The sequence below is a fragment of the Bhargavaea ginsengi genome, from assembly GCF_900109165.1.
In the GTDB taxonomy this organism is placed as follows: Bacteria; Bacillota; Bacilli; order Bacillales_A; family Planococcaceae; genus Bhargavaea; species Bhargavaea ginsengi.
This window is the reverse complement of the sequence record NZ_FNZF01000001.1, coordinates 326366-347998: the sequence shown is the minus strand read 5'-3', so window position 1 is coordinate 347998 and position 21633 is coordinate 326366. Positions and strand designations below refer to the sequence as shown.

Genomic DNA, 21633 nt, shown 5'->3' with positions numbered 1-21633 from the left:
CGATGGCACAAATGACGATGATCCAGGCGATTACGGATGCACTCCGTAATGAGCTGAAAAACGATGAAAATGTCCTCGTCTTCGGGGAGGACGTCGGCGTTAATGGAGGCGTCTTCCGTGCTACGGAAGGACTCCAGAAAGAATTCGGGGAAGACCGTGTATTCGATACGCCGCTGGCCGAATCCGGCATCGGCGGACTGGCGGTCGGCCTCTCACTGCAGGGCTTCCGCCCAGTACCGGAAATTCAATTCTTCGGGTTCGTCTATGAAGTGATGGATTCGATCAGTGGCCAGCTTGCACGGATGAGCTTCCGCAGTGCCGGCCATTTCCACGCGCCGGTGACGATCCGCTCGCCGTTTGGCGGCGGTGTGGCCACGCCTGAAATGCACGCCGACAGCCTTGAAGGACTCATGGCGCAGCAACCGGGTCTTAAAGTAGTCATTCCTTCCGGCCCGTACGATGCAAAAGGGCTTCTCATTTCTTCAATCCGGGATGAAGATCCGGTCATCTTCCTGGAGCATATGAAACTATACCGCTCGTTCCGCGAAGAAGTTCCGGAGGAAGAATACACAATCCCGCTCGGCAAGGCCGATGTGAAAAAAGAAGGCACGGACCTGTCGATCATCACATACGGCGCCATGGTCCGCGAAAGCCTGAAGGCAGCTGAAGAACTGGAGAAGGAAGGTCATTCGGTTGAAGTCATCGACCTACGGACAGTCCAGCCGCTCGATGTAGAAACCATTATCTCGTCGGTTGAAAAGACTAACCGCGCAATCGTGGTCCAAGAAGCACAGCGTCAGGCGGGTGTCGCGGCAAACGTCGTTGCCGAAATCACGGAACGCGCAATCCTGAGCCTTGAAGCACCGGTACTGCGGGTAGCAGCCCCTGATACGATTTATCCATACGCACAAGGTGAGAACACTTGGCTGCCAGGTGCAAAAGATATTGTAGAAACCGCTAAGAAGGTTCTTGAATTCTGATAAACGATTTTGAAAAAAGAAAGGGTGAGAGGCGTGGCATTTGAATTTCGTATGCCGGATATCGGTGAAGGTATCCATGAGGGAGAAATCGTAAAGTGGTTCGTCAGCAAAGGCGACACCATCAAGGAAGACGACCTTCTGTGCGAAGTGCAGAACGACAAAGCAGTCGTTGAAATCCCTTCTCCCGTAGACGGTACGGTCGAAGACATCCTGGTCGGCGAAGGGGAAGTCGCAGTTGTCGGCGATCTCCTTATCAAGATCGATTCGCCGGATCATCAAGGAGATGAAGGAGACGCACCTGAAAGCGGCACAGACAAGACCGACGACCAGGTTCAGTCTGTAATGGAGTCCGGGCAGGACCTGGATAAGGAAGAAGCTCCTAAAACCGAAAAAGAGCAAGGCACGGCACCTGCAGCCGCGAAAAAGTCGGACAAGCCGTCAGGCGGACGCGTGATCGCCATGCCGTCTGTCCGCAAATATGCCCGTGACAATGACATCGACATCCATGAAGTTGAAGGAAGCGGCAAAAATGGACGTATCCTGAAAGAGGATGTGGATGCATTCCTGAGCGGCGGACAAAAACCTGCAGCAGAACAGTCCCCTGAGGCAGCGGCCCAGGATACTGCGCCCGCAGAAGAAGAAGTGGCACGTCCGGCAGCGGCAACACAGCTGCCGGAAGGGGAATTCCCGGAAACCCGGGAGAAAATCTCCTCCATCCGGAAGGCAATCGCCAAGGCGATGGTCAACTCGAAGCATACAGCACCGCATGTTACGCACCTTGATGAAGTCGATGTGACTGCACTTGTGGAGCACCGCCGGAAGTTCAAGGAAATCGCAGCAGAGAAGGAAATCAAGCTGACATACCTCCCGTATGTCGTAAAGGCACTGGTCAGCACGCTTCGTGAATATCCGCAACTTAACGTGTCCTACGATGAATCGACAGAAGAAGTCATCCAGAAGCATTACTATAATGTCGGCATTGCGGCGGACACTGACCGCGGTCTGCTTGTACCGGTCATTAAAAATGCGGACCGGAAATCGGTCTTCGCAATTTCTGATGAAATCAACCAGCTCGCCGCAAAAGCCCGAGATGGCAAACTGTCGCCAAACGAGATGAAGGGCGGCTCGATGTCCATCTCGAACCTTGGTTCCGCAAGCGGACAATGGTTCACACCGATTATCAACCACCCGGAAGTCGCAATCCTCGGAATCGGGCGCATTGCAGAAAAGCCGGTTGTCAAAAATGGTGAAATTGTGGCGGCTCCTATGTTAGCATTGTCATTGAGCTATGATCACCGGATGATCGACGGCGTAACTGCGCAGCAGGCGCTGAACCATATTAAGCGACTATTGTCGAATCCGGAACTTTTACTAATGGAGGCGTAAATAATGGTAGTAGGTGATTTTCCAATTGAAACGGATACAATCGTCATCGGTTCCGGCCCGGGGGGATATGTTGCAGCGATTCGCGCAGCACAGACCGGCCAGAAGGTTACGATTGTAGAACGTGAAAATCTTGGCGGCGTGTGCCTGAACGTAGGCTGCATCCCATCCAAAGCGCTCATCAGTGTCGGACACCGCTTCGTCGAAGCAAAAGGTGCTGACAACATGGGCATCAGCACCTCCGATGTGAAACTCGACTTCTCCAAGGCGCAGGAATTCAAAAACAGCGTCGTCAAGAAATTGACCGGTGGAGTCGAAGGCCTCCTGAAAGGAAATAAAGCAGAAATCGTACAAGGCGAAGCTTACTTTGTTGACGCCAACACAGTCCGTGTCATGGATGATAAATCCGCACAGACTTATAAATTCAAAAATGCGATCATCGCTACCGGGTCCCGTCCGGTCGAGATTCCTTCGTTCAAGTTCTCGAAGCGCATCATCGATTCGACCGGTGCACTGAACCTTGAGGAAGTGCCTGGCAAGCTGGTTGTCATCGGCGGCGGCTATATTGGCACAGAACTCGGCTCTGCATATGCTAATCTCGGCTCCGAAGTGACGATCCTTGAAGGCGCGAAGGACATCCTCGCAGGCTTCGAAAAGCAAATGACACAAATCGTAAAAAAAGGCCTCAAGAAAAAGGGCGTTGAAATCGTCACACAAGCAATGGCGAAAGGCGCTGAGGAAACAGAAAACGGCGTCAAGGTCACTTATGAAGCCAAAGGTGAAGAACAGACAATCGAGGCGGACTACGTACTCGTTACAGTCGGACGCCGTCCGAACACGGACGAAATGGGCCTCGAAGAAGCCGGCGTGAAATTCGGCGAGCGCGGCCTGATCGAAGTCGACCGCCAGGGCCGCACAAGCGTGTCCAACATCTTTGCAATCGGCGATATCGTCCCTGGACCACAGCTCGCGCATAAGGCTTCGTACGAAGGCAAGATCGCAGCTGAAGCCATTGCAGGTGAAAAATCGGAAGTCGATTACCTGGCCATCCCGGCTGTGTGCTTCACGGATCCGGAATTGGCGACAGTCGGCCTGAACGAAGAGCAGGCTAAAGCGGAAGGCTACGAAGTGACGGCGGGCAAATTCCCGTTCGGAGCAAACGGCCGTGCGCTTGCGCTTGACGCTTCCGACGGTTTCGTCAAACTGGTATCCCGTAAGGAAGACGGACTGCTCCTCGGTGCACAGATCGTCGGTGCAGGCGCATCCGATATGATCGCGGAACTTGGCCTTGCCATCGAAGCAGGCATGACAGTCGAAGACATTGCCATGACCATCCATGCTCACCCGACACTCGGGGAGATTTCGATGGAAGCAGCGGAAGTCGTTCTCGGCAACCCGATCCATATCCTTAAATAATTCCACACAAGAGAGCGGACTTTCCGCTCTCTTTTTCATTTCCTGAAACTCCCTTTGTCGCATTGTGCCGTATCCCTTGGCGATGATAGACTGATAGAAGAAAAGGGGTGTGACTGCAGCTATGAAAATCGGACGGAATTGGATGGTGTGTGCCGCAGTTGCGGCTTTCCTGCTTGGAGGATGCGTGGGCCAGGAGGATGCTGCAGACAACGGAACAAATAATGCGGCGGATCAACAGGATGAACAGATTGAGGAACAGGAAGACAGCGGCAGTTCAGAGGGGAATTCAACTGAATCAGCTGATGTAGCAGATGAAGCTGATAAAGAAGAAAGTGGGGAGAAGCAGGAACCGGCTTCGGCAGTACCTGCAGAACCTGCAGAACCGCTTTATGAGCTGAATGAAGTCACCTGGTCGTTTGAGCCGATCGGAAACGCAGATCCAAAGGCTGCTCTGCTGACGATCGACGATGCTCCGGACAAGCATGCACTTGAGATGGCGAAGACCTTGAAGGAGCTGGATGCGCCAGCCATCTTTTTCGTCAACGGACACTTTATCGATACCGATGAAGAAAAGGCGGTGCTGAAGGAAATCCATGAAATGGGATTCCCTATCGGCAATCATACAATGTCGCATCCGAATCTGAAGCAGATTCCACAGGAGGCTCAGCGTGAGGAGATCCTTGGTGTAAACGAAATCGTTGCACAGGTGACGGGGGAAAAGCCGAAGTTCTTCCGCGCGCCGTTTGGAGTGAACACGGATTTCACCCGCCAGCTGGCAGCGGAGGAAGGAATGCTCCTCATGAACTGGACATACGGCTATGATTGGGAGCCGGAATATCAGAACGGGGAAGCCCTTGCCGATATCATGGTGAATACGGAATTCCTCAACAACGGCGCGAACCTCCTGATGCATGATCGTGAATGGACGGCCGCGGCGCTTCCGAAGATCGTTCAGGGGCTACGGGACAAAGGCTATACGCTGATCGATCCGGCGACCATCAAAATGCCGGAAACGGCCCAATAAAAAATGGAGAGCGCAGATTTCCGCGCTCTCCATTTTCCGTATTAAGTCTGTTCACGAAATGATCGGCATCCTCTCTTTGATGACGAGGAGGTTCTGCAGCGTGTCATCCTCGGGTCCCTGGACAGGAAGACCGGCTTCCATGTTCATCCGGATATAGTCGATGTTGTCCTGTGTGACGATTTCACCGGGGATGATGATCGGGATCCCCGGTGGGTAGACCATGATGAATTCGGCGGAAATCCGCCCTTCCGCTTCATCAAGAGGGATAGCTTCAGTCTGTGCATAGAAGGCGTCCCGCGGAGTAAGCGCGAGTGCCGGAATTTCCGGAAGAGCCACGAACGGCGGGCGTTCCGATCCATCCGGGGCGAACGTAGCGGCCATCCTCTTGAGTGCGTTGATCAGAAGAGTAACCTCTTTTCCGGTATCTCCGATCGTCAGGATGCACAGGATATTATACAAGTCGGACAACTCGACTTCGATATTGGCATTTTCCCGCAACCACACTTCCGCCTGGTTGCCGGTGATCGACAGATCCTTGACGCTGATCAGAAGTTTTGTCGGATCCATATGGAAGGTGGCAGAGCTGCGGATCAGTTCCCTCCCCGGACACCAAAGTCCCGGAATCTTATTGATTCTTTTTCTGGCGTCCTTGGCAAGCAGGAGCGTTTCGTCCAGCAGGTCGCTCCCATGGACGGCGAGCTGCCTGCGGGCGCAGTCGATCGATGCCAGGATCGGATAGGATGTGGACGTGGTCGTCAGCATCGACAGGATGGATTGGACCCGCTTGGTCGACACAAGCCCTTCCCGCACATTCAGGACTGAGCCTTGGGTCATCGCGCCGCCCAGCTTGTGTACGGAGGTGGCAGCCATGTCTGCGCCTGCCTGCATGGCGGAAACAGGAAGACTGTTGTTGAAATGAATATGGACGCCGTGTGCCTCATCGACCAGCACCGGGATGCCGTAAGAGTGCGTGATGTCGACAATCCGTTCCAGGTCGGCGCATACTCCGAAGTAGGTCGGGTTGATGACGAGCAGCCCTTTGGCATCAGGATGGGCGGCGAGCGCCGTCTCGGCGGCTTCCGCAGAGATGCCGTGCGAGATTCCGAGTTCCGGGTCAACTTCCGGATGGATAAAGACCGGTACGGCCCCCGCAAAGACAATGGCGGACATGATGGATTTATGGACATTCCGGGGAATGATGATTTTGTCACCGGGTTCACAGACGCTGAGGATCATCGTCATGATTGCACCGCTCGTTCCCTGTACGGAGAAAAACGTATAATCGGCTCCAAACGCCTGGGCGGCAAGTTCCTGTGCCCGGTGTATCGGTCCTCTTGGTGAATGGAGATCATCCAGTGGGGCGATGTTGATCAGATCGACCGACAGGATATTGTCTCCGGCGAATTCACGGAATGCGGGATCCATTCCGCGCCCCTTTTTGTGGCCGGGGATATGGAATTGGATCGGGTGACGGTTCCGGTGTTTCAGGAGCGCGTCGAACAATGGTGTTTCGAGCTGTGACAATCTGGATCCTCCTCGTTCTCATGATTCAGGATTTCAAGGGCATATTATAGCACCGCTGCTGACGGATGTCATTGAAATGTTCGGACCGGGCAGACTGGGTTCAACTTCTCCTCCCCATAAGATAAGATGGAGTCAGGGGGGGATTTGCATGGAATGGAACACAAGGGTCACCGAATTGCTAGGGGTAAAGTATCCGATCATCCAGGGGGGACTGGCGTATCTCGCTTATGCCGATCTGGCGGCGGCTGTGTCAAATGCGGGAGGACTCGGCCAGATCACGGCGATGAGCCTGCCGGGACCGGGCGAGCTGCGAAGTGAGATCCGCAAGGTAAAAGAAATGACGGACAAGCCATACGGGGTCAACTATGCCATCGGGCAGCATGGCCGTGCGTTTGACCACATGCTGGATGTTGCGATAGAGGAAGGGGTCCCGGTAGTGACGATGACGGGAGGCAACCCGGCTCCTCTTCTGGAACGCCTGGATGGTACCGGCATCAAAAAACTAGTGCTGGTCGCAGCCGTTCGGCAAGCCCAGAAAGCGGAAAGCCTGGGAGCTGATGCCGTCATGGTGGTTGGCCAGGAGGGCGGCGGCCACCTCGGCCGGGACGATGTAGGCACTATGGTGCTCGTCCCGCGCGTCGCGGACAGTGTCTCCATCCCTGTGATCGCATCGGGCGGTATCGGAGATGGCAGGGGCTGGATGGCGGCACATGCACTCGGCGCCGAGGGTATCGAAATGGGAACGCGGTTTATCGCGACCAAAGAGTGCGTGGATGCATCCGCAGCCTATCAGGAAGCGCTTATTTCCGCTTCAGAAACGGGCACCAGCATCATTAAACGTTCGATCGGCGCTCCTGCCCGAGTGCTGACGGGAGACTGGACGGACAAAATTCTGGAGATTGAGCGCCAGGACCCGACTTACGAAGCGTTAAAAACCTATATCAGCGGGGAAGCGAACCGGCGTTTTATCCATGACGGGATGTCCGATCAAGGGTTCGGCTGGGCCGGCCAGGTGGCCGGCCTCATCGAGGACGTGCCGACCGTGGAAGAACTGTTCGGACGCATGGTGCATGAAGCCGGCCAGATCCGTGCAAAGTGGGGCAACTGATCAAGACAGGGAGGGATGAACAATGGCAAGTGAAGGCTACTCGTATCCGCTCCGGACGGACTGGACAACAGATGAAATCATTAACGCGGTCAAGTTTTTCGAAGCCGTGGAAAAAGCATATGAAAGCGGGATCCGGCGGGGGGAACTGATGACTGCCTATCGTAAATTCAAAGAAATCGAACCGTCAAAGTCAGGTGAAAAAAAGCTCTTTACGGAGTTTGAAGATGCAAGCGGCTATGCGGCCTACCCGGTGATCAAGAAGCTGAAAGATCTGCCGGATGAAGCCATCATAAAAGGAGCGGGGCGATAAGCCGCCGCTCCTTTTTGTCTGATTCCCGCATTGCGGATCAGCTGTATGCCATCTTATAAAGTGGAACAAGCGTATCAAACGTCTCTTTCGCAGCCCGGTAAAACGCCTCACCGTCTTCCAGCAGCGGATCGCCGGCAGGGATATTGCGGCCGATAAGGAGTTCGGCTTTCTTGACCGTCCTGAAACGCTCCAGGGCACCAGCCAAATCGATGTCGGAAACCTGTTCTGCCCCTTTTTGCATATGGTCCTGGGAAATCACATAGCTGTCCGGTATCGTCGCTTCGACCGTATCGATCCTGTCCAGGAAGCGCTGGGCGATATTCGCTTTATCGGGAAGCTCATAAATGAATGCCAGCCAGATAAACACCCTGTCATCGAATAGCCCGACCTGGAAATGCGGATGTTTCTTATAGCCGCGCTTGTCACCGGCAATGGCGAGCCAGGTGTCCTTCGGAGGATTCACCGTTCGGCGGGCATGTTTGGCGATGTGGAGGTGCATCTCCTGGCCGAGTATGGCAGAGAGGTCATCCGTGAGCTCTCTGCCAAGTTCCCGGAATTTCGGCCTGATGCGGGCTTCTATGGCTTCCATGCGTTCGGCGAGCCCGTCAATTTGGAATGTATCAAAGTCTTCCTGTCTGAAACCGTTGAACTCCATTTGAATCCCTTCTTTCGATTGAATACTGTTCAATTCGTTTTTGGTCCGCAACGTTTATTGTAACAAAAAACGGGGAACAATCTTTGCAACAGGACATCTCAACGAACAGCGCGGGCAAACGACGAACTCAGAGTGGAGATGACCAAAAAAATCCGTGAAAGGGTGCATCCACATGAAACAAGTCATCCATGTGATCCGCAAAGCCGAAGTTGAAAAACAGTATATCAGCATGCTGAACCTGGAGCTGGACTATGAACTCGCAACCCTGTACGATGCCATGTCCCAATCGGATAACGACCAGAAGAAGAAAAGCAAGCAACGATTAAAGGAGATTCACGCCGAACTGGAGAAATATGAAGCATTCAAAGCGAACTGACCGTCGGAGCCGGGCGGGCAGGGACCGAGGGGATCCGGAGTCATTCAAGCTTCATTGAATGATGCGGATCCTCTTTCGGTTATAATGAAAAGACGGCCTGCTGCCTGCAGGCGGGAAGGGGGAGCCGTATATGGACTGGGGAGCCATAGACCGTTATGCAAAGTCATTGATCAAGGAAGCCGGCCACCGGATCAGGGTCAGCTTTGCCGGTAAAATACAGATTGAGACCAAGGCCGACGCCAATGACCTGGTGACCGATATCGACCGGGACATCGAGCAGTTTTTCATCTCGAGGATCCGCAGGGATTTTCCGGGTCACCGTATTCTCGGCGAGGAAGGATTCGGCGATGACGTCAGATCGGGTGAAGGTGTGGTCTGGATCTTGGATCCGATTGACGGGACGATGAACTTTATCCACCAGCAGCGCAATTTTGCCATTTCGCTGGGCATCTACGCTGACGGGATTGGAATGCTCGGCTATATCTATGATGTGATGGCGGATGATTTTTATCACGCTTATCGCGGAGAAGGCGCTTATCGGAACGACGAGCGGTTGCCAATGCTGGCACCGGTGCCGGTTGAAAAGGCGATTATCGGGGTGAATGCCAGCTGGGTGACGCCAAACCGGTACATCGAACATGAAGCGATCGGGCAGCTTGTCTCCGACTGCCGTGGAACCCGTTCATATGGGTCTGCTGCAATTGAGCTGGCACATGTTGCCGCTGGGAGGCTCGATGCATATCTTTCCATGAGGCTCGCGCCATGGGATGTAGCCGGCGGTTCCGTGATCATAAGTGAAGTCGGCGCGGTTGCGTCCAACCTCCGCGGGGAAGAACTGGACATGATATCAAAAGATACATTTATCGCCGCGCGGCCGGGGCTCCACCAAACGGTACTCGATCAATATATCCGGCTGAAACGGACATAATAAAAGCGGAGCCCGCTGACGGGTTCCGCTTTTGATTGGGTCAGGGCGAAGAAGGGTATTACCCTATTACAGCAACCCTTTATCCCGCATGGATTTTTTTGTCTTGAAGCCCATCCCCATGATGACGATCAGAAGGATAATGGCGCCGAAGATTCCAAGGATGCTTTTCAAGCCGATGGCAACGCCGATCGCAAGCATCGAGCAAAGTGCGGCGAGGGCGTAAAAGACGAATACCCATTGTACGTTCTTCATGAATGATTCCTCCGGACACGGCTATATTCTCCACTTGGCAGTTATTAGATGACAAATGGCTTTCCTGTGATATAATAGCACAGTTATGAATCCGGCAACAGAAAAGTGAGTGAAACTATGACAAACATTCGTCAAGATCTACGTAATATCGCCATCATTGCCCACGTTGACCACGGAAAAACGACACTTGTCGACCAGCTGCTGCAGCAATCAGGCATTTTCCGTTCTAATGAACACGTCGATGAGCGCGCAATGGACTCCAATGACATCGAGCGGGAGCGGGGCATCACGATCCTCGCGAAAAACACCGCTGTCCAATACCACGACATCAAAATCAATATTCTGGATACGCCCGGCCACGCCGACTTCGGGGGCGAGGTCGAGCGGATCCTGAAAATGGTCGACGGCGTACTGCTTGTCGTTGACTCTTATGAGGGCACCATGCCCCAGACCCGTTTTGTACTGAAAAAAGCACTAGAACAGAATCTGAAGCCAATCGTTGTCGTAAACAAAATTGACAAAGACGCTGCCCGCCCCGAAGAAGTGGTCGATGAAGTGCTTGAACTCTTCATCGAACTGGATGCTAACGACGAACAGCTGGAGTTCCCGGTCATCTATGCATCCGGCATCAACGGAACCGCAAGCCTTTCGCCCAATCCTGCAGATCAGGGAGAAAATATGCAGGTGCTGTTCGAATCAATTCTGGAAAATATTCCTGCCCCTGTCGACAACCGGGACGAGCCCCTTCAGTTCCAGGTGTCGCTGCTGGATTACAACGACTATGTCGGCCGGATCGGAATCGGCCGGGTGTTCCGCGGAACGATGCATGTCGGCCAACAGGTCGTCCTCATGAAGAACGACGGAACGCTGAAGAACTTCCGGATCACCAAAATGTCCGGGTTCATGGGCCTTAAACGGATAGAAATCGAAGAAGCCCATGCAGGGGACCTCGTCGCCATTTCCGGTTTTGAGGACATCGATGTCGGGGAGACTGTCTGTCCGGTCGATCATCCGGATGCGCTACCTGCTCTCTTCGTCGATGAGCCGACGCTCCAGATGACGTTCCTCGTCAACAACAGCCCGTTCGCCGGGCGGGACGGCAAGTGGGTCACTGCGCGCAAGATCGAAGAACGACTTGAGCAACAGCTTCAGACAGATGTTTCCCTGCGTGTTGATCCGACAGATACTCCTGATGCCTGGATTGTATCGGGCCGTGGTGAGCTTCACCTTTCCATCCTGATCGAGAACATGCGTCGGGAAGGTTATGAACTGCAGGTTTCCAAGCCTGAAGTCATCGTCCGTGAAATTGACGGAGTCCGCTGCGAACCTGTGGAGCGCGTGCAGATTGATACGCCTGAAGAGTACACCGGTTCGGTCATCGAATCGCTCGGCGAACGCAAAGGCGAGATGCTCGACATGGTCAATAACGGCAACGGCCAGGTCCGGCTTGTATTCAACGTGCCTGCGCGCGGCCTTATTGGCTATACGACCGAGTTCATGACCATGACACACGGCTACGGTATCCTGAACCATACATTCGACAGCTACCAGCCGCTGCAGAAAGGCCGGATCGGCGGACGTCACCAGGGTGTCCTCGTCTCTATGGATAACGGTATGGCGTCGCCATATGGTATACTTCAGGTGGAAGATCGGGGCACGATTTTTGTCGAGCCGGGCACGGAAGTGTATGCAGGCATGATCGTCGGAGAGCACAGCCGCGAAAATGACCTGACCGTGAACGTTACGAAAGTCAAGCAGGCGACAAACGTCCGCTCTGCGACTAAAGACCAGACGACAACTCTGAAAAAACCCCGAATCATGTCGCTTGAGGAAGCGCTCGAATACCTCAGTGATGATGAATATTGTGAGGTCACGCCGAAGTCCATCCGCCTCCGCAAAAAGCTCCTCGACAAAAACGAACGGGAGCGGGCAGCGAAAAAGAAAAAGCTGGCGGAGCAGGACGCGTAACCGCATCCGAAAGGAATGTCCGTTTTGCAAGAGGAGCAAGTTTTCGGAAGAATGTCGGCCATCTCCCGCTATATCTATGAAGTGATGCCATCCTTCAACTCCGCGGGCTATGTCCTGTTCTTCATCATATTCGCTTTGTCGGCCCTCGTGTATTATCTTGGATTTGCGAAAAAGCTGAAGCTATGGCAGAACGCAGTTATCTATCTGTTTCTTCTGCTCGGCTGCCTGGTGCTCACATTCCTCGCATTTTTCCTTCCGATCGTGGAAGGGCTGATTGTCGCGGCATTGATCCTGATCATTTATAAGATGCGCCGGATGAGTGATGATAAAAACGAACAAAAAGATTCCACGCCCGTATGAGCGTGGAATCTTTTTTTAGTTTCTTCTGTTATTGGTCAGAACTGCTCTTCCGATGATTCGGAGGTGCGCCGGAAGGTGAATCGGCCTGTGGCGATCCTCTCCGCAGTTTTTTCTGAAATGCGATCATGGCACTCGCGGCACATATACGTATGGATCGGCCGGTTACGGAGTCGTTTCGCCTCCGGAGAGATTTCCGGAATCTCTTCTTCCCGGTCACACATAACACAGCGTACAAGCATCACTCCACCTCCTTACACAAATGTGATGGAGCGGATACCCTTGATCGGATTCTCCATATTGGAACCGTCCGGCATGACTAGGAAAGCGGGCCCTTCCTCACCGAGCGGCTTGCCTTCCGAGCTGAATTGGAAAATCATTCCGTAGGCGTCTTTGATCGGGAAGCGATGTTCGCCTCCTTCGCGGTCTGTGAAAACCACATTTTCGGCATCGGCTTCAGGCTCGGCGTTTTTCAGGAAGGGTTCCAGGACAATGCCGAACGTGCCGTTGAGAAGCTCCTGTTTTTTGAATTTCTTTTTTGGCTTCCCCAGCTCCGCCTCGGTTTTCGCGCCTTCCATAAGCTCCCGTGACCAATGCTTCGAAGTCGCCTTGATATAATCGCCCATTGTGTCTTTCTCTACTTTTTCCTCGACAAAATATGTCTTCAGGTCAAGTTTCCGGTCATCAAAGATCCAGGTCGTCGGATCCAGAGAGATGCGGTACTTACAATTTCCCTGTATTGGAATGATGATCATCATGTATCTCCTCCAGTCAGTCGCATATTCAGTTTACAGCAAAGCAGCTTCCGGCAAAAGAGGGAACCCCTCACGTCCGGAAGCGTTCCTATGAAGGGTGCTTGCAATTTCTGCTCCCAAAAGATAAACTCTAATAGATATACTGTAGCAGAAAACCTGCTGATGGGGGCGGCTTCATGGATACAAATGTTCAATCTGCGTATCATGAAAAGGCATTGGAACTTCTTCAGGCGGATGCGGAAAAAATCGCCCAGCTGATCAAAGTCCAGATGGATCATTTGACGATGCCGCAATGCCCTCTTTATGAAGAAGTGCTTGATACACAGATGTTCGGGCTTTCCCGAGAAATCGAGTTCGCAGCAAAATTGGGCCTGATTGATCGTGAACAGGGGAGAGAGATTCTTACTTCCCTGGAGCGTGAACTTTCGATTTTGCATGATGCATATACGAAGAAATAACCCAAAAAACTCAAACACGGTTGCCGGTTTGAGTTTTTTGTTTAGGAAAGATTGAGGGAATTCTGATGAAAGCATACTTAAAACGTTATATAAGGAATTTTGATTTTCCGCTTTTTTTCGTTTATCTGGCCCTTTGCCTGTTCGGGCTTGTGATGATCTATAGCGCGAGTATGGTCTGGGCGGTGAACCGCTACGGATTTGATGCGGATCATTTCTATAAGAGACAGCTGATCAACGTCTGTGTCGCGTTGCCCGCGCTGGCAGTGGGGGCGTTTATACCGTTCAAGCACTATAAGCGAAAAGGGTTCATGGCACTGATGCTGTTCGTGACTTTTGGTTTGCTGCTTGCCGTTCACTTTATCGGCTTTGGAGATGAAGCAGGGGCAAGAAGCTGGATTAATCTGGGCCCGATCAACCTCCAGCCTTCGGAAGTGGCGAAAATTGCTTTCATCCTTTACTTCTCGGGCTTCTTTGCCAAGAAGTTGCAGCAGAATACGATTGATGACCTGAATAATTCTGTTTTCCCGCCGGTCATCCTGCTGGCGGTTGCCGTCCTTTCGATCATGATGGAAACGGACATTGGCGCAACGATGATCCTTCTCGTCACCGCAGTCTCCGTCATGGCGGCAAGCGGCATGCGGCCGAAGACGTTCTTTAAGTTTTCAGGACTTGCCATCGCGGCGGCATTCCTCTTTGTACTGGTTGCAGTCGTGAGCGGAAAGCAGCTGCTGACGGAAGGCAGGCTGGCCAGGCTGAGCACCTTCATGGATCCGTTCGAGGATCCGCTCGGTTCAGGTTTCCAGATTATTAACGGATACCTGGCGATCGGGGCAGGGGGCCTGAAAGGGCTCGGCCTCGGACAGTCCGTCCAGAAAATGGGCTATCTTCCCGAGCCGCAGACCGATTTCATCATGGCCATCATCTCCGAGGAGCTGGGTCTCCTTGGCGTCCTGATTGTCGTAGGCGGCCTGGGCTTCATCGTCATGAGGGCTATCAGCATCGCGCTAAAGACTAGCAACCCGCAAGCGCGCATGATTGCAGCTGGTATCGGGAGCCTGATCGGCTTCCAGACATTCGTAAACTTGGGGGGGATGACCGGGCTCATGCCGCTTACCGGCGTTCCGCTTCCGTTTATCAGCTATGGCGGAACCTCTTTAATCCTGTTATCATTTTGTATAGGGATACTGTTGAATGTATCCATGTTCGTTAAAAACGAATCGAAACAATGATAATGAAGGAGATGGGGTAATGGGGAAAATCCAGAAGATCCTGGTGGCGAACCGGGGGGAAATTGCGATCCGGATTTTCCGGGCATGCACGGAACTGAAAATCCGCACCGTCGGCATTTATTCGGCGGAGGATAGCGGGTCGTTCCACCGTTACAAAGCGGATGAGGCATATCTGGTCGGAAAAGGGAAAAAGCCGATCGATGCTTATCTGGATATTGAGGGGATCATCGCCATCGCGAAAGATTCAGGGGCAGACGCCATCCACCCGGGATACGGCTTCCTGTCGGAGAATGTGGAGTTTGCACGGCGTTGTGAAGAAGAAGGCATCGTCTTCATCGGGCCCCGCTCTTCCCATTTGGATATGTTCGGCGACAAGGTCAAGGCCCGCGATCAGGCGGTCAAGGCCGGACTGCCGGTCATTCCGGGAAGCGGCGGCCCTGTTTCTTTACTTGAAGATGTCCAAACATTCGGGGAACAGAACGGTTACCCGATCATCATCAAGGCGGCGCTTGGCGGGGGAGGACGCGGAATGAGGGTTGTCCGCTCTGCGGATGAAACAGCTGAAGCGTTCGAACGTGCCAAATCCGAAGCAAAAGCGGCATTCGGGTCGGCCGATGTGTATGTCGAGAAGTTCCTCGACAAGCCGAAGCATATCGAAGTCCAGATTCTTGCGGATACATACGGCAATGTCGTCCATCTGTATGAACGCGACTGCTCGGTCCAGCGACGCCACCAGAAAGTCGTTGAAATCGCGCCGTCCATTACCATTTCGGATGAACTCCGGGCAGAAATCTGCGAGTCGGCGGTCCGGCTCATGGAAAATGCGGGCTATATCAATGCCGGCACGGTGGAGTTCCTCGTTGACGGGGACAACTTCTACTTTATAGAGGTGAACCCGCGCATTCAGGTCGAGCATACCATCACCGAAATGGTGACGGGTATCGATATCGTCCACTCCCAGATCCATATCGCCGAAGGCAGGAGCCTGGATGATCCGGATACCGGGATTCCTGCACAGGACAAGGTTCCGCTGTTCGGCTATGCGATCCAGTCCAGGGTCACGACAGAAGACCCGCTAAACCAATTCATGCCTGATACAGGGAAGCTGATGGTCTACCGGTCCGGAGGCGGTTTCGGCGTACGCCTGGATGCGGGCAACGGATTCCAGGGGGCGGTCATCACACCGCATTACGACTCATTGCTAGTCAAAGTCTCCACCTGGGGCATGACGTTCAGGGAAGCAGCCGCAAAAATGGAACGGAACCTCCAGGAATTCCGGATCCGGGGAATCAAGACGAACATTCCGTTCCTGGAAAACGTCGTCAAGCATCCCGATTTCCTGACAGGCAATTACAACACCGCCTTTATCGATGAGACACCGGACCTCTTTATCTTCCCGACACGCAAAGACCGTGGAACCAAGCTTCTTACCTATATCGGGAATGTCACAGTAAACGGCTTCCCGGGCATCGGGAAGGAAGCGAAGCCGGTGTTCCATCCTGCCCGCAAGCCATCCGTGGACCTGGCGGCTACACCAAAGCCGGGTACGAAGCAGATCCTCGATGAGCGTGGTGCTGATGGGCTTGCCAAGTGGATTCTGGAGCAAAATGATGTATTGCTGACCGACACGACATTCCGCGATGCACATCAATCACTGCTTGCCACCCGTGTGCGGACGCATGACCTGCTTGATATCGCGGACGAGACCGCACGTCTCATCCCTGATGCATTCTCGCTCGAGATGTGGGGCGGCGCGACCTTCGACGTCAGCTACCGTTTTCTCGGAGAAAGCCCGTGGGACAGGCTGCTCAAACTTCGTGAGAAAATCCCGAATGTCCTGTTCCAGATGCTGTTCCGCGGCTCGAATGCGGTCGGCTACAAAAACTATCCGGACAATGTCATCCGTGAGTTCGTCAGGAAATCTGCGGACGCAGGCATCGATGTATTCCGCATTTTCGACAGTCTGAACTGGATCAAGCAGATGGAAGTTGCCATCGATGAAACCCGCCTGTCCGGCAAGGTTGCGGAAGCGGCCATCTGCTATGCCGGGGATATCTTGGACGATAACCGGGCGAAATATACAGTCGCTTACTATAAAGAGATGGCAAAGGCACTGGAAGATGCCGGCGCGCATATTCTCGCGATCAAAGACATGGCTGGCCTATTGAAGCCGGAAGCAGCATACCGCCTGGTTTCCGAACTGAAAGATACGGTGTCCCTTCCAATCCATCTTCATACGCATGATACGAGCGGCAACGGGGTCTTCATGTACTCCCGTGCGATTGACGCCGGAGTGGATATCGTCGATACGGCGCTCGGTTCCATGGCTGGGCTGACTTCCCAGCCGAGCGCTTCGTCACTGTCCTATGCACTTTCTGGAAGGGAACGCAGTGTCCGTACAGATGTGGGCTCGCTTGAAGAACTGTCCCATTACTGGGAAGACGTACGGAAACTGTACGGCCGCTTCGAAAGCGGCATGAAGAGCCCCCACTCGGAGATCTACGTCCATGAGATGCCGGGCGGCCAGTACAGTAACCTGCAGCAACAGGCGAAAGGCGTCGGTCTCGGCGAACGTTGGGAAGAAGTAAAGGAAATGTACGGCCGCGTAAACATGCTGTTTGGCGATGTCGTCAAAGTGACGCCGTCTTCCAAGGTGGTCGGCGATATGGCGCTCTTCATGGTCCAGAATAATCTGGACGAACATACGGTGATCGAGCGCGGGCGTTCGATCGACTTCCCGGATTCGGTCATTGAATTTTTCCGTGGAGATATCGGCCAGCCATACGGCGGCTTCCCGGAAGAACTTCAGGAAGTTATCCTGAAAGGGAGGGAGCCCCTCACGGTCCGTCCGGGCGAACTGCTTGAACCGTTCGACTTCGAGAGTGCACGAAACCAGCTTTTCGAGAACCTGAATCGTCCGGTTTCCTCTCATGACCTCCTGGCTCATGCGCTTTATCCGAAAGTGTTCGAAGATTACACGAGCCAGGCGGAGAAGTTCGGCGATGTGTCCGTACTGGACACGCCGACGTTCTTCTACGGGCTGAAGCTCGGCGAAGAAGTGGAAGTGGAAATCGAGAAAGGGAAGACGCTGATCATCAAGCTTGTCTCGATCGGTGAAGTCCAGCCGGACGGAACCCGGAACCTCTACTTTGAACTCAATGGCCAGCCGCGTGAGGTCTGCATCGAAGATGCTTCTGCCGAAACCGATCACGTTCAGCGGAAAAAGGCGGAAAAGGGCAATAGCAAACACATCGGTGCCACGATGCCGGGCACCGTTCTGAAAGTCGCAATCGACCGGGGCAGCCGGGTCAAGCGCGGCGAGCACTTGCTCATTACAGAGGCGATGAAGATGGAAACGACCGTCCAGGCACCATTCGACGGCACCATCAAGGAAATTCACGTCTCGGCAGGGGATGCCATTTCTACAGGTGATCTCCTGATCGAGATGGACGAAGACTGATATAAAAAGCTGCAGCAAAAGCCGTTTTCGGCAATTGCTGCAGTTTTTTCGTGAAAAAAAGCCGCAGACGGATTTGTCTGCGGCCCGGAACTTGAAGCTATTCGCTTATGATTTTGGCCGGCTCTCGTAATGACGGCTTCTTGAGACGAGCAGGATCATGTAGCAGAGGAGACCGAACAGAAGCGAAATGATCAGCGAGTGAATCAGTGCCGCGGCCAGGTTAGCCCGGGTAAGGACGACGAGCATGCCCGTAGACGCCTGTGTCAGTACGAGGATGAACGCAATCATCCAGCCGCGGCTGACAGCTTTCTGGTTCTGGTAATGTTTCCACGCGTGGAAGAAGATGTAGGCGATCCAGATGACGATGAAAAGGGCGGCCAGCCGGTGGCCCATCTGGACCCATTCATGCATGTTCGTAGGGAGGCCTATATCGTCGTTCCGACAAAACGGCCAGTCCCTGCACACCAGTCCGGAATCGGTGTGGCGCACAAGCGCTCCGGTATAGACAACAAGATATGAATAAAGTGTCACACCGATCGTATGCCATTTCAGTTTATTGCCGATCCTCACATTCTCTGCGTCGAACTTCCTGTCGACTTCGAAAATCAGGAGCGTCAGCAGGAAGACGGCAGCAAAGGAAATGAGGGAGATGCCGAAGTGGAGGGCAAGTATAAAGTCACCCTGTCCCCAGAGCACCTGCGCCGCACCGATCAGTGCCTGGAGGACGAGGAAGAAAATGGCCATGAACGACAAAAACTTTGTTTCGCGAATATGTCCGAGTGCGCGCCAGGCCCAGACGGACAAGACGACGATGAGAATCCCGACCGCTCCTGTGACAAGCCTGTGGGAGAATTCAATCAGGACTTCCGCGTTGATCTCAGTGGGGATCAGTTCTCCGTTGCAGCCAGGCCAGTGCCTGCCGCAGCCCATCCCGCTTTCCGTCTTCGTGACGAGCGCGCCGCCGAGAAGGATGGCAAGCATCCCGATCGTCGAAGCAACGGCGATCCATTTCAGTATTCGATTATGCTGCATGGATGACACCTCTTTAAGAATTCTGGACCGTATGATGACGGTGTCGCTTAACTGATGATATCGGAAACGAAAGGCAAAAACAACGACCAGCCCCGGATGGAACACCCGGGGGCACTCCATTTCACAATTTGTTCATAAAAAAGGCTCAAAGGCTTCACAAATGAATTTCGCAAATGCTTTACTATAGATATGCTGTCAACTTATATACGGGCAGTCCGCTATCATTCGACAAATTAGGGATATGTATAGAATTCAACCCGTAATTCAGCTATAGTTAAGGGGTAGCGGAACTTGCCGGCAGTTCGAAAGGAGGGGTTTCATGACAAACAGTCGCACCGCGCATGCAGCAGCGGCGGAAGCTGAATCCGCTTCCTTTATGAAGGACTTTTTGGCGCTCATCAAGATCGGCATCGTCAATTCGAATGTCATCACGGCGTTTGCCGGTTTCTTCCTGGCAATCCAGTTTGCCGGCGGGCACTTTCTGGACGAGTTGGATTTGCTGTTTTATGTCGTAATCGGCTCCAGCCTTATCGTTGCGGGTTCCGCGGCGATGAACAATCTGATCGACAGGGATATCGATCCTGTCATGTCCCGGACGAAATCGCGTCCGACCGTCACAGGACGGTTCAAGGCTCCGACAGTATTCGCCATGTCGGTCATCTTCTTGCTGATCGGGGAGATTCTCCTGTTTTCCGCGAGCACTACAGCCGGGTTATGGGGAATCGCAGGCATCTTCAGCTATGTCGTCCTTTACTCGATGTGGTCCAAGAGAAAACATGTCAGCAACACGATTGTCGGAAGTATTTCCGGCGCCATTCCTCCACTGATCGGATGGGCCGCCGTCGAGCCCGCTCTGGGACCCGGCGCATGGGCGCTCTTCCTGATCATGTTTGCCTGGCAGCCGCCTCACTTCTATGCCATCGCCATGAGAAGAACAGAGGAATACCGGGCGGCAGGCATCCCGATGCTTCCGGTCGTAAAAGGATTCGCCCGGACGAAGAAATCAATGCTCGCCTGGGTCCTCGTACTATTCCCGCTCCCATTCCTGCTGCCTCAGCTTGGCTGGCCGTTCATCGTCCTCGCCACGGCACTGAATGCAGGCTGGCTCTTTATCGCCCTGAAAGGCTTCAGGGCGGAAGACGACATCAAATGGGCAACAAGCATGTTCGTGTACTCCCTGAACTACATGACGATCCTGTTCGTCTCGATGATCATCTTCGCGGTCATCATCTGATTACGGAATTCTTTCTTTGACAAGAATTCATCATATAATTGGGCATTCCGTCCTCATATTTGAAAACATCTATGAAAGAGAGGTTTGGTTAATCGATGATGAAAGGACTCAAGAAATGGCGCCTTGTAACGCTGCTGGCAGCCCTCACCATCATCCTGTCGGGTTGCGGCGAAGAATACCTCTCGACGCTTCTTCCGGCAGGGGAAGTCGGACAGGACCAGTTTAATCTCCTGCTTCTGACGACCGGAATCATGATTCTTGTCATGATCGTTGTCTTCACCATCTACTTCATCGCTCTTGCTAAGTTCCGCCGCAAGAAGTTTGGTGACGACCACATGCCGAAAGACGTGGAAGGAAGCCACAAGCTCGAGCTCATCTGGACGGCGATCCCGATTCTTCTCGTCATCATCATGGCGGTCCCGACCGTTTACTACACCTACAAACTGGGTGACGTATCGGCGATGGAAGCCACAGACGATGAAGGCAATGCGGAAAACCTCGTTGTCAACGTCACGGCAAAGCTGTACTGGTGGGAATTCGAATATCCTGAACAGGGCATCGTCACTGCTCAGGAACTCGTCGTCCCTACAGGTGAAAGAGTTTACTTTAATCTTATTTCCTCTGACGTCAAACACTCCTTCTGGATTCCGGCCATCGGCGGAAAGCTTGATACGAACGTCGAGAACGTCAACAAGTTCTACCTGACATTCGACAAGGAATCTGAAGGACTCGAAGACGGTGTCTTCTACGGGAAGTGTGCGGAGCTCTGCGGTCCATCCCACGCACTTATGGACTTCAAGGTCAAGACTCTGAGCCCTGACGATTTCGACGGCTGGGTTGCAGCCATGCAGGAAACTGAAGGCGCAACAGCGAGTGCTGATTCCGCTGACGCGGGTGAGGCAGCATTTGCACAAAGCTGTATCGGATGCCACGCGGTTTCCGGTGTCGGCACAAGCGGTGCGGCAGCTCCAAACCTCGCGACTTACGGCGACCGCAACCGTGTTGCAGGCTTCTTGGAGCACAACGAGCAAAACACGATCGACTGGATCAAGGATCCCCAAAAATACAAGCCTGGCAACCTGATGCCTGCTTTCGACAGCTTGTCTGATGAAGACCTTGATGCCATCGCAGATTATCTGCACGGTCTGAAAGTAGAAGAATAAGGTACCGGTAAAGGAGGGTAA

General features: G+C 53.4%; 21 protein-coding genes. 15 read left to right on the top strand and 6 right to left on the bottom strand.

From position 1 onward, the window contains the following. The first annotated feature begins 2 nt into the window (after positions 1 to 2). The 4 genes from BMX91_RS01665 (at position 3) to BMX91_RS01650 (ending at position 4803) form a co-directional block, all read left to right on the top strand. Entirely contained in the window at positions 3 to 980 is a 978-nt protein-coding gene (locus BMX91_RS01665; protein WP_092049207.1) for an alpha-ketoacid dehydrogenase subunit beta, read from the top strand. Between the two features lie 33 nt (positions 981 to 1013). Continuing rightward, positions 1014 to 2366 carry a dihydrolipoamide acetyltransferase family protein gene (locus tag BMX91_RS01660; RefSeq protein ID WP_092050714.1) on the top strand — a complete coding sequence of 451 codons (1353 nt, stop codon included), beginning with the start codon at positions 1014 to 1016 and terminating at the stop codon, positions 2364 to 2366. A gap of 3 nt (positions 2367 to 2369) precedes the next feature. After that, positions 2370 to 3779 carry a dihydrolipoyl dehydrogenase gene (gene lpdA / locus BMX91_RS01655; protein ID WP_092049206.1) on the top strand — a complete coding sequence of 470 codons (1410 nt, stop codon included), beginning with the start codon at positions 2370 to 2372 and terminating at the stop codon, positions 3777 to 3779. 121 nt (positions 3780 to 3900) lie between these two features. Further along, a complete protein-coding gene (locus BMX91_RS01650) occupies positions 3901 to 4803 on the top strand; it encodes a polysaccharide deacetylase family protein (RefSeq protein ID WP_092049204.1) in 903 nt (300 codons plus the stop codon). Positions 4804 to 4854: 51 nt separating this feature from the next. On the opposite strand, the gene BMX91_RS01645 is transcribed toward BMX91_RS01650, so the two are convergent. Beyond that, a complete protein-coding gene (locus BMX91_RS01645) occupies positions 4855 to 6327 on the bottom strand; it encodes an aminotransferase class I/II-fold pyridoxal phosphate-dependent enzyme (protein ID WP_092049202.1) in 1473 nt (490 codons plus the stop codon). A gap of 148 nt (positions 6328 to 6475) precedes the next feature. Between BMX91_RS01645 and BMX91_RS01640 the strand changes: the two genes are divergently transcribed. Next, positions 6476 to 7435: an NAD(P)H-dependent flavin oxidoreductase gene (locus tag BMX91_RS01640; RefSeq protein ID WP_092049200.1), complete on the top strand. Its 960-nt coding sequence runs from the start codon at positions 6476 to 6478 to the stop codon at positions 7433 to 7435. A 22-nt stretch (positions 7436 to 7457) separates the two neighbouring features. Beyond that, the gene (locus tag BMX91_RS01635; protein ID WP_092049198.1) at positions 7458 to 7745 is read left to right on the top strand and encodes a UPF0223 family protein; all 288 of its coding nucleotides are present in this window, start codon (positions 7458 to 7460) and stop codon (positions 7743 to 7745) included. A gap of 37 nt (positions 7746 to 7782) precedes the next feature. On the opposite strand, the gene BMX91_RS01630 is transcribed toward BMX91_RS01635, so the two are convergent. Next, positions 7783 to 8400 (bottom strand): DUF1054 domain-containing protein, encoded by a 618-nt coding sequence (locus BMX91_RS01630; RefSeq protein ID WP_092049195.1) that lies wholly within the window; start codon positions 8398 to 8400, stop codon positions 7783 to 7785. A gap of 172 nt (positions 8401 to 8572) precedes the next feature. On the opposite strand from BMX91_RS01630, the gene BMX91_RS01625 reads away from it, so the two are divergent. Together BMX91_RS01625 and BMX91_RS01620 are read left to right on the top strand one after the other, a co-directional pair. Continuing rightward, positions 8573 to 8776: a hypothetical protein gene (locus tag BMX91_RS01625; protein ID WP_092049193.1), complete on the top strand. Its 204-nt coding sequence runs from the start codon at positions 8573 to 8575 to the stop codon at positions 8774 to 8776. 130 nt (positions 8777 to 8906) lie between these two features. Then, a complete protein-coding gene (locus tag BMX91_RS01620; RefSeq protein ID WP_092049190.1) occupies positions 8907 to 9704 on the top strand; it encodes an inositol monophosphatase family protein in 798 nt (265 codons plus the stop codon). 66 nt (positions 9705 to 9770) lie between these two features. Here BMX91_RS01620 and BMX91_RS01615 read toward each other — a convergent pair whose 3' ends face one another. Then, positions 9771 to 9956 carry a YlaF family protein gene (locus tag BMX91_RS01615; protein WP_092049187.1) on the bottom strand — a complete coding sequence of 62 codons (186 nt, stop codon included), beginning with the start codon at positions 9954 to 9956 and terminating at the stop codon, positions 9771 to 9773. A gap of 117 nt (positions 9957 to 10073) precedes the next feature. Between BMX91_RS01615 and typA the strand changes: the two genes are divergently transcribed. Both typA and BMX91_RS01605 read left to right on the top strand, forming a co-directional pair. After that, positions 10074 to 11924, top strand: coding sequence for a translational GTPase TypA (gene typA, locus BMX91_RS01610; RefSeq protein ID WP_092049184.1), 1851 nt, complete (start codon positions 10074 to 10076; stop codon positions 11922 to 11924). A 15-nt stretch (positions 11925 to 11939) separates the two neighbouring features. Further along, positions 11940 to 12284: a YlaH-like family protein gene (locus tag BMX91_RS01605; protein WP_407640868.1), complete on the top strand. Its 345-nt coding sequence runs from the start codon at positions 11940 to 11942 to the stop codon at positions 12282 to 12284. A 35-nt stretch (positions 12285 to 12319) separates the two neighbouring features. Here the strand turns inward: BMX91_RS01605 and BMX91_RS01600 are convergent, their stop codons facing one another. Then, entirely contained in the window at positions 12320 to 12523 is a 204-nt protein-coding gene (locus tag BMX91_RS01600; protein WP_092049180.1) for a YlaI family protein, read from the bottom strand. A gap of 12 nt (positions 12524 to 12535) precedes the next feature. Next, a complete protein-coding gene (locus tag BMX91_RS01595; protein WP_092049177.1) occupies positions 12536 to 13039 on the bottom strand; it encodes a hypothetical protein in 504 nt (167 codons plus the stop codon). A gap of 173 nt (positions 13040 to 13212) precedes the next feature. On the opposite strand from BMX91_RS01595, the gene BMX91_RS01590 reads away from it, so the two are divergent. The 3 genes from BMX91_RS01590 (at position 13213) to pyc (ending at position 18183) form a co-directional block, all read left to right on the top strand. Beyond that, positions 13213 to 13494, top strand: coding sequence for a YlaN family protein (locus BMX91_RS01590; RefSeq protein WP_092049175.1), 282 nt, complete (start codon positions 13213 to 13215; stop codon positions 13492 to 13494). A gap of 65 nt (positions 13495 to 13559) precedes the next feature. After that, positions 13560 to 14723 carry an FtsW/RodA/SpoVE family cell cycle protein gene (locus BMX91_RS01585; RefSeq protein WP_092049172.1) on the top strand — a complete coding sequence of 388 codons (1164 nt, stop codon included), beginning with the start codon at positions 13560 to 13562 and terminating at the stop codon, positions 14721 to 14723. 19 nt (positions 14724 to 14742) lie between these two features. After that, a complete protein-coding gene (pyc, locus tag BMX91_RS01580; protein WP_092049170.1) occupies positions 14743 to 18183 on the top strand; it encodes a pyruvate carboxylase in 3441 nt (1146 codons plus the stop codon). 105 nt (positions 18184 to 18288) lie between these two features. Here the strand turns inward: pyc and BMX91_RS01575 are convergent, their stop codons facing one another. Beyond that, positions 18289 to 19215, bottom strand: a complete 927-nt coding sequence (locus BMX91_RS01575; RefSeq protein ID WP_092049167.1) for a COX15/CtaA family protein — start codon at positions 19213 to 19215, stop codon at positions 18289 to 18291. Between the two features lie 319 nt (positions 19216 to 19534). On the opposite strand from BMX91_RS01575, the gene cyoE reads away from it, so the two are divergent. Beyond that, positions 19535 to 20449, top strand: a complete 915-nt coding sequence (cyoE, locus tag BMX91_RS01570) for a heme o synthase (RefSeq protein ID WP_092049165.1) — start codon at positions 19535 to 19537, stop codon at positions 20447 to 20449. 95 nt (positions 20450 to 20544) lie between these two features. After that, entirely contained in the window at positions 20545 to 21612 is a 1068-nt protein-coding gene (coxB, locus tag BMX91_RS01565) for a cytochrome c oxidase subunit II (protein ID WP_092049163.1), read from the top strand. The last annotated feature ends 21 nt before the right edge of the window (positions 21613 to 21633 follow it).

Excerpts from the sequence above, each read along its gene's own strand:
- BMX91_RS01615 (WP_092049187.1), bottom strand. The coding sequence starts at position 9,956 with ATGAAGAACGTACAATGGGTATTCGTCTTTTACGCCCTCGCCGCACTT.
- BMX91_RS01640 (WP_092049200.1), top strand. The coding sequence starts at position 6,476 with ATGGAATGGAACACAAGGGTCACCGAATTGCTAGGGGTAAAGTATCCG.
- BMX91_RS01650 (WP_092049204.1), top strand. The coding sequence starts at position 3,901 with ATGAAAATCGGACGGAATTGGATGGTGTGTGCCGCAGTTGCGGCTTTC.
- BMX91_RS01665 (WP_092049207.1), top strand. The coding sequence starts at position 3 with ATGGCACAAATGACGATGATCCAGGCGATTACGGATGCACTCCGTAAT.
- BMX91_RS01635 (WP_092049198.1), top strand. The coding sequence starts at position 7,458 with ATGGCAAGTGAAGGCTACTCGTATCCGCTCCGGACGGACTGGACAACA.
- BMX91_RS01600 (WP_092049180.1), bottom strand. The coding sequence starts at position 12,523 with ATGCTTGTACGCTGTGTTATGTGTGACCGGGAAGAAGAGATTCCGGAA.
- BMX91_RS01605 (WP_407640868.1), top strand. The coding sequence starts at position 11,940 with ATGTCCGTTTTGCAAGAGGAGCAAGTTTTCGGAAGAATGTCGGCCATC.
- cyoE (WP_092049165.1), top strand. The coding sequence starts at position 19,535 with ATGACAAACAGTCGCACCGCGCATGCAGCAGCGGCGGAAGCTGAATCC.
- BMX91_RS01620 (WP_092049190.1), top strand. The coding sequence starts at position 8,907 with ATGGACTGGGGAGCCATAGACCGTTATGCAAAGTCATTGATCAAGGAA.
- typA (WP_092049184.1), top strand. The coding sequence starts at position 10,074 with ATGACAAACATTCGTCAAGATCTACGTAATATCGCCATCATTGCCCAC.
- pyc (WP_092049170.1), top strand. The coding sequence starts at position 14,743 with ATGGGGAAAATCCAGAAGATCCTGGTGGCGAACCGGGGGGAAATTGCG.
- coxB (WP_092049163.1), top strand. The coding sequence starts at position 20,545 with ATGATGAAAGGACTCAAGAAATGGCGCCTTGTAACGCTGCTGGCAGCC.
- BMX91_RS01595 (WP_092049177.1), bottom strand. The coding sequence starts at position 13,039 with ATGATGATCATCATTCCAATACAGGGAAATTGTAAGTACCGCATCTCT.
- BMX91_RS01630 (WP_092049195.1), bottom strand. The coding sequence starts at position 8,400 with ATGGAGTTCAACGGTTTCAGACAGGAAGACTTTGATACATTCCAAATT.
- BMX91_RS01585 (WP_092049172.1), top strand. The coding sequence starts at position 13,560 with ATGAAAGCATACTTAAAACGTTATATAAGGAATTTTGATTTTCCGCTT.
- BMX91_RS01625 (WP_092049193.1), top strand. The coding sequence starts at position 8,573 with ATGAAACAAGTCATCCATGTGATCCGCAAAGCCGAAGTTGAAAAACAG.
- BMX91_RS01590 (WP_092049175.1), top strand. The coding sequence starts at position 13,213 with ATGGATACAAATGTTCAATCTGCGTATCATGAAAAGGCATTGGAACTT.
- BMX91_RS01575 (WP_092049167.1), bottom strand. The coding sequence starts at position 19,215 with ATGCAGCATAATCGAATACTGAAATGGATCGCCGTTGCTTCGACGATC.
- lpdA (WP_092049206.1), top strand. The coding sequence starts at position 2,370 with ATGGTAGTAGGTGATTTTCCAATTGAAACGGATACAATCGTCATCGGT.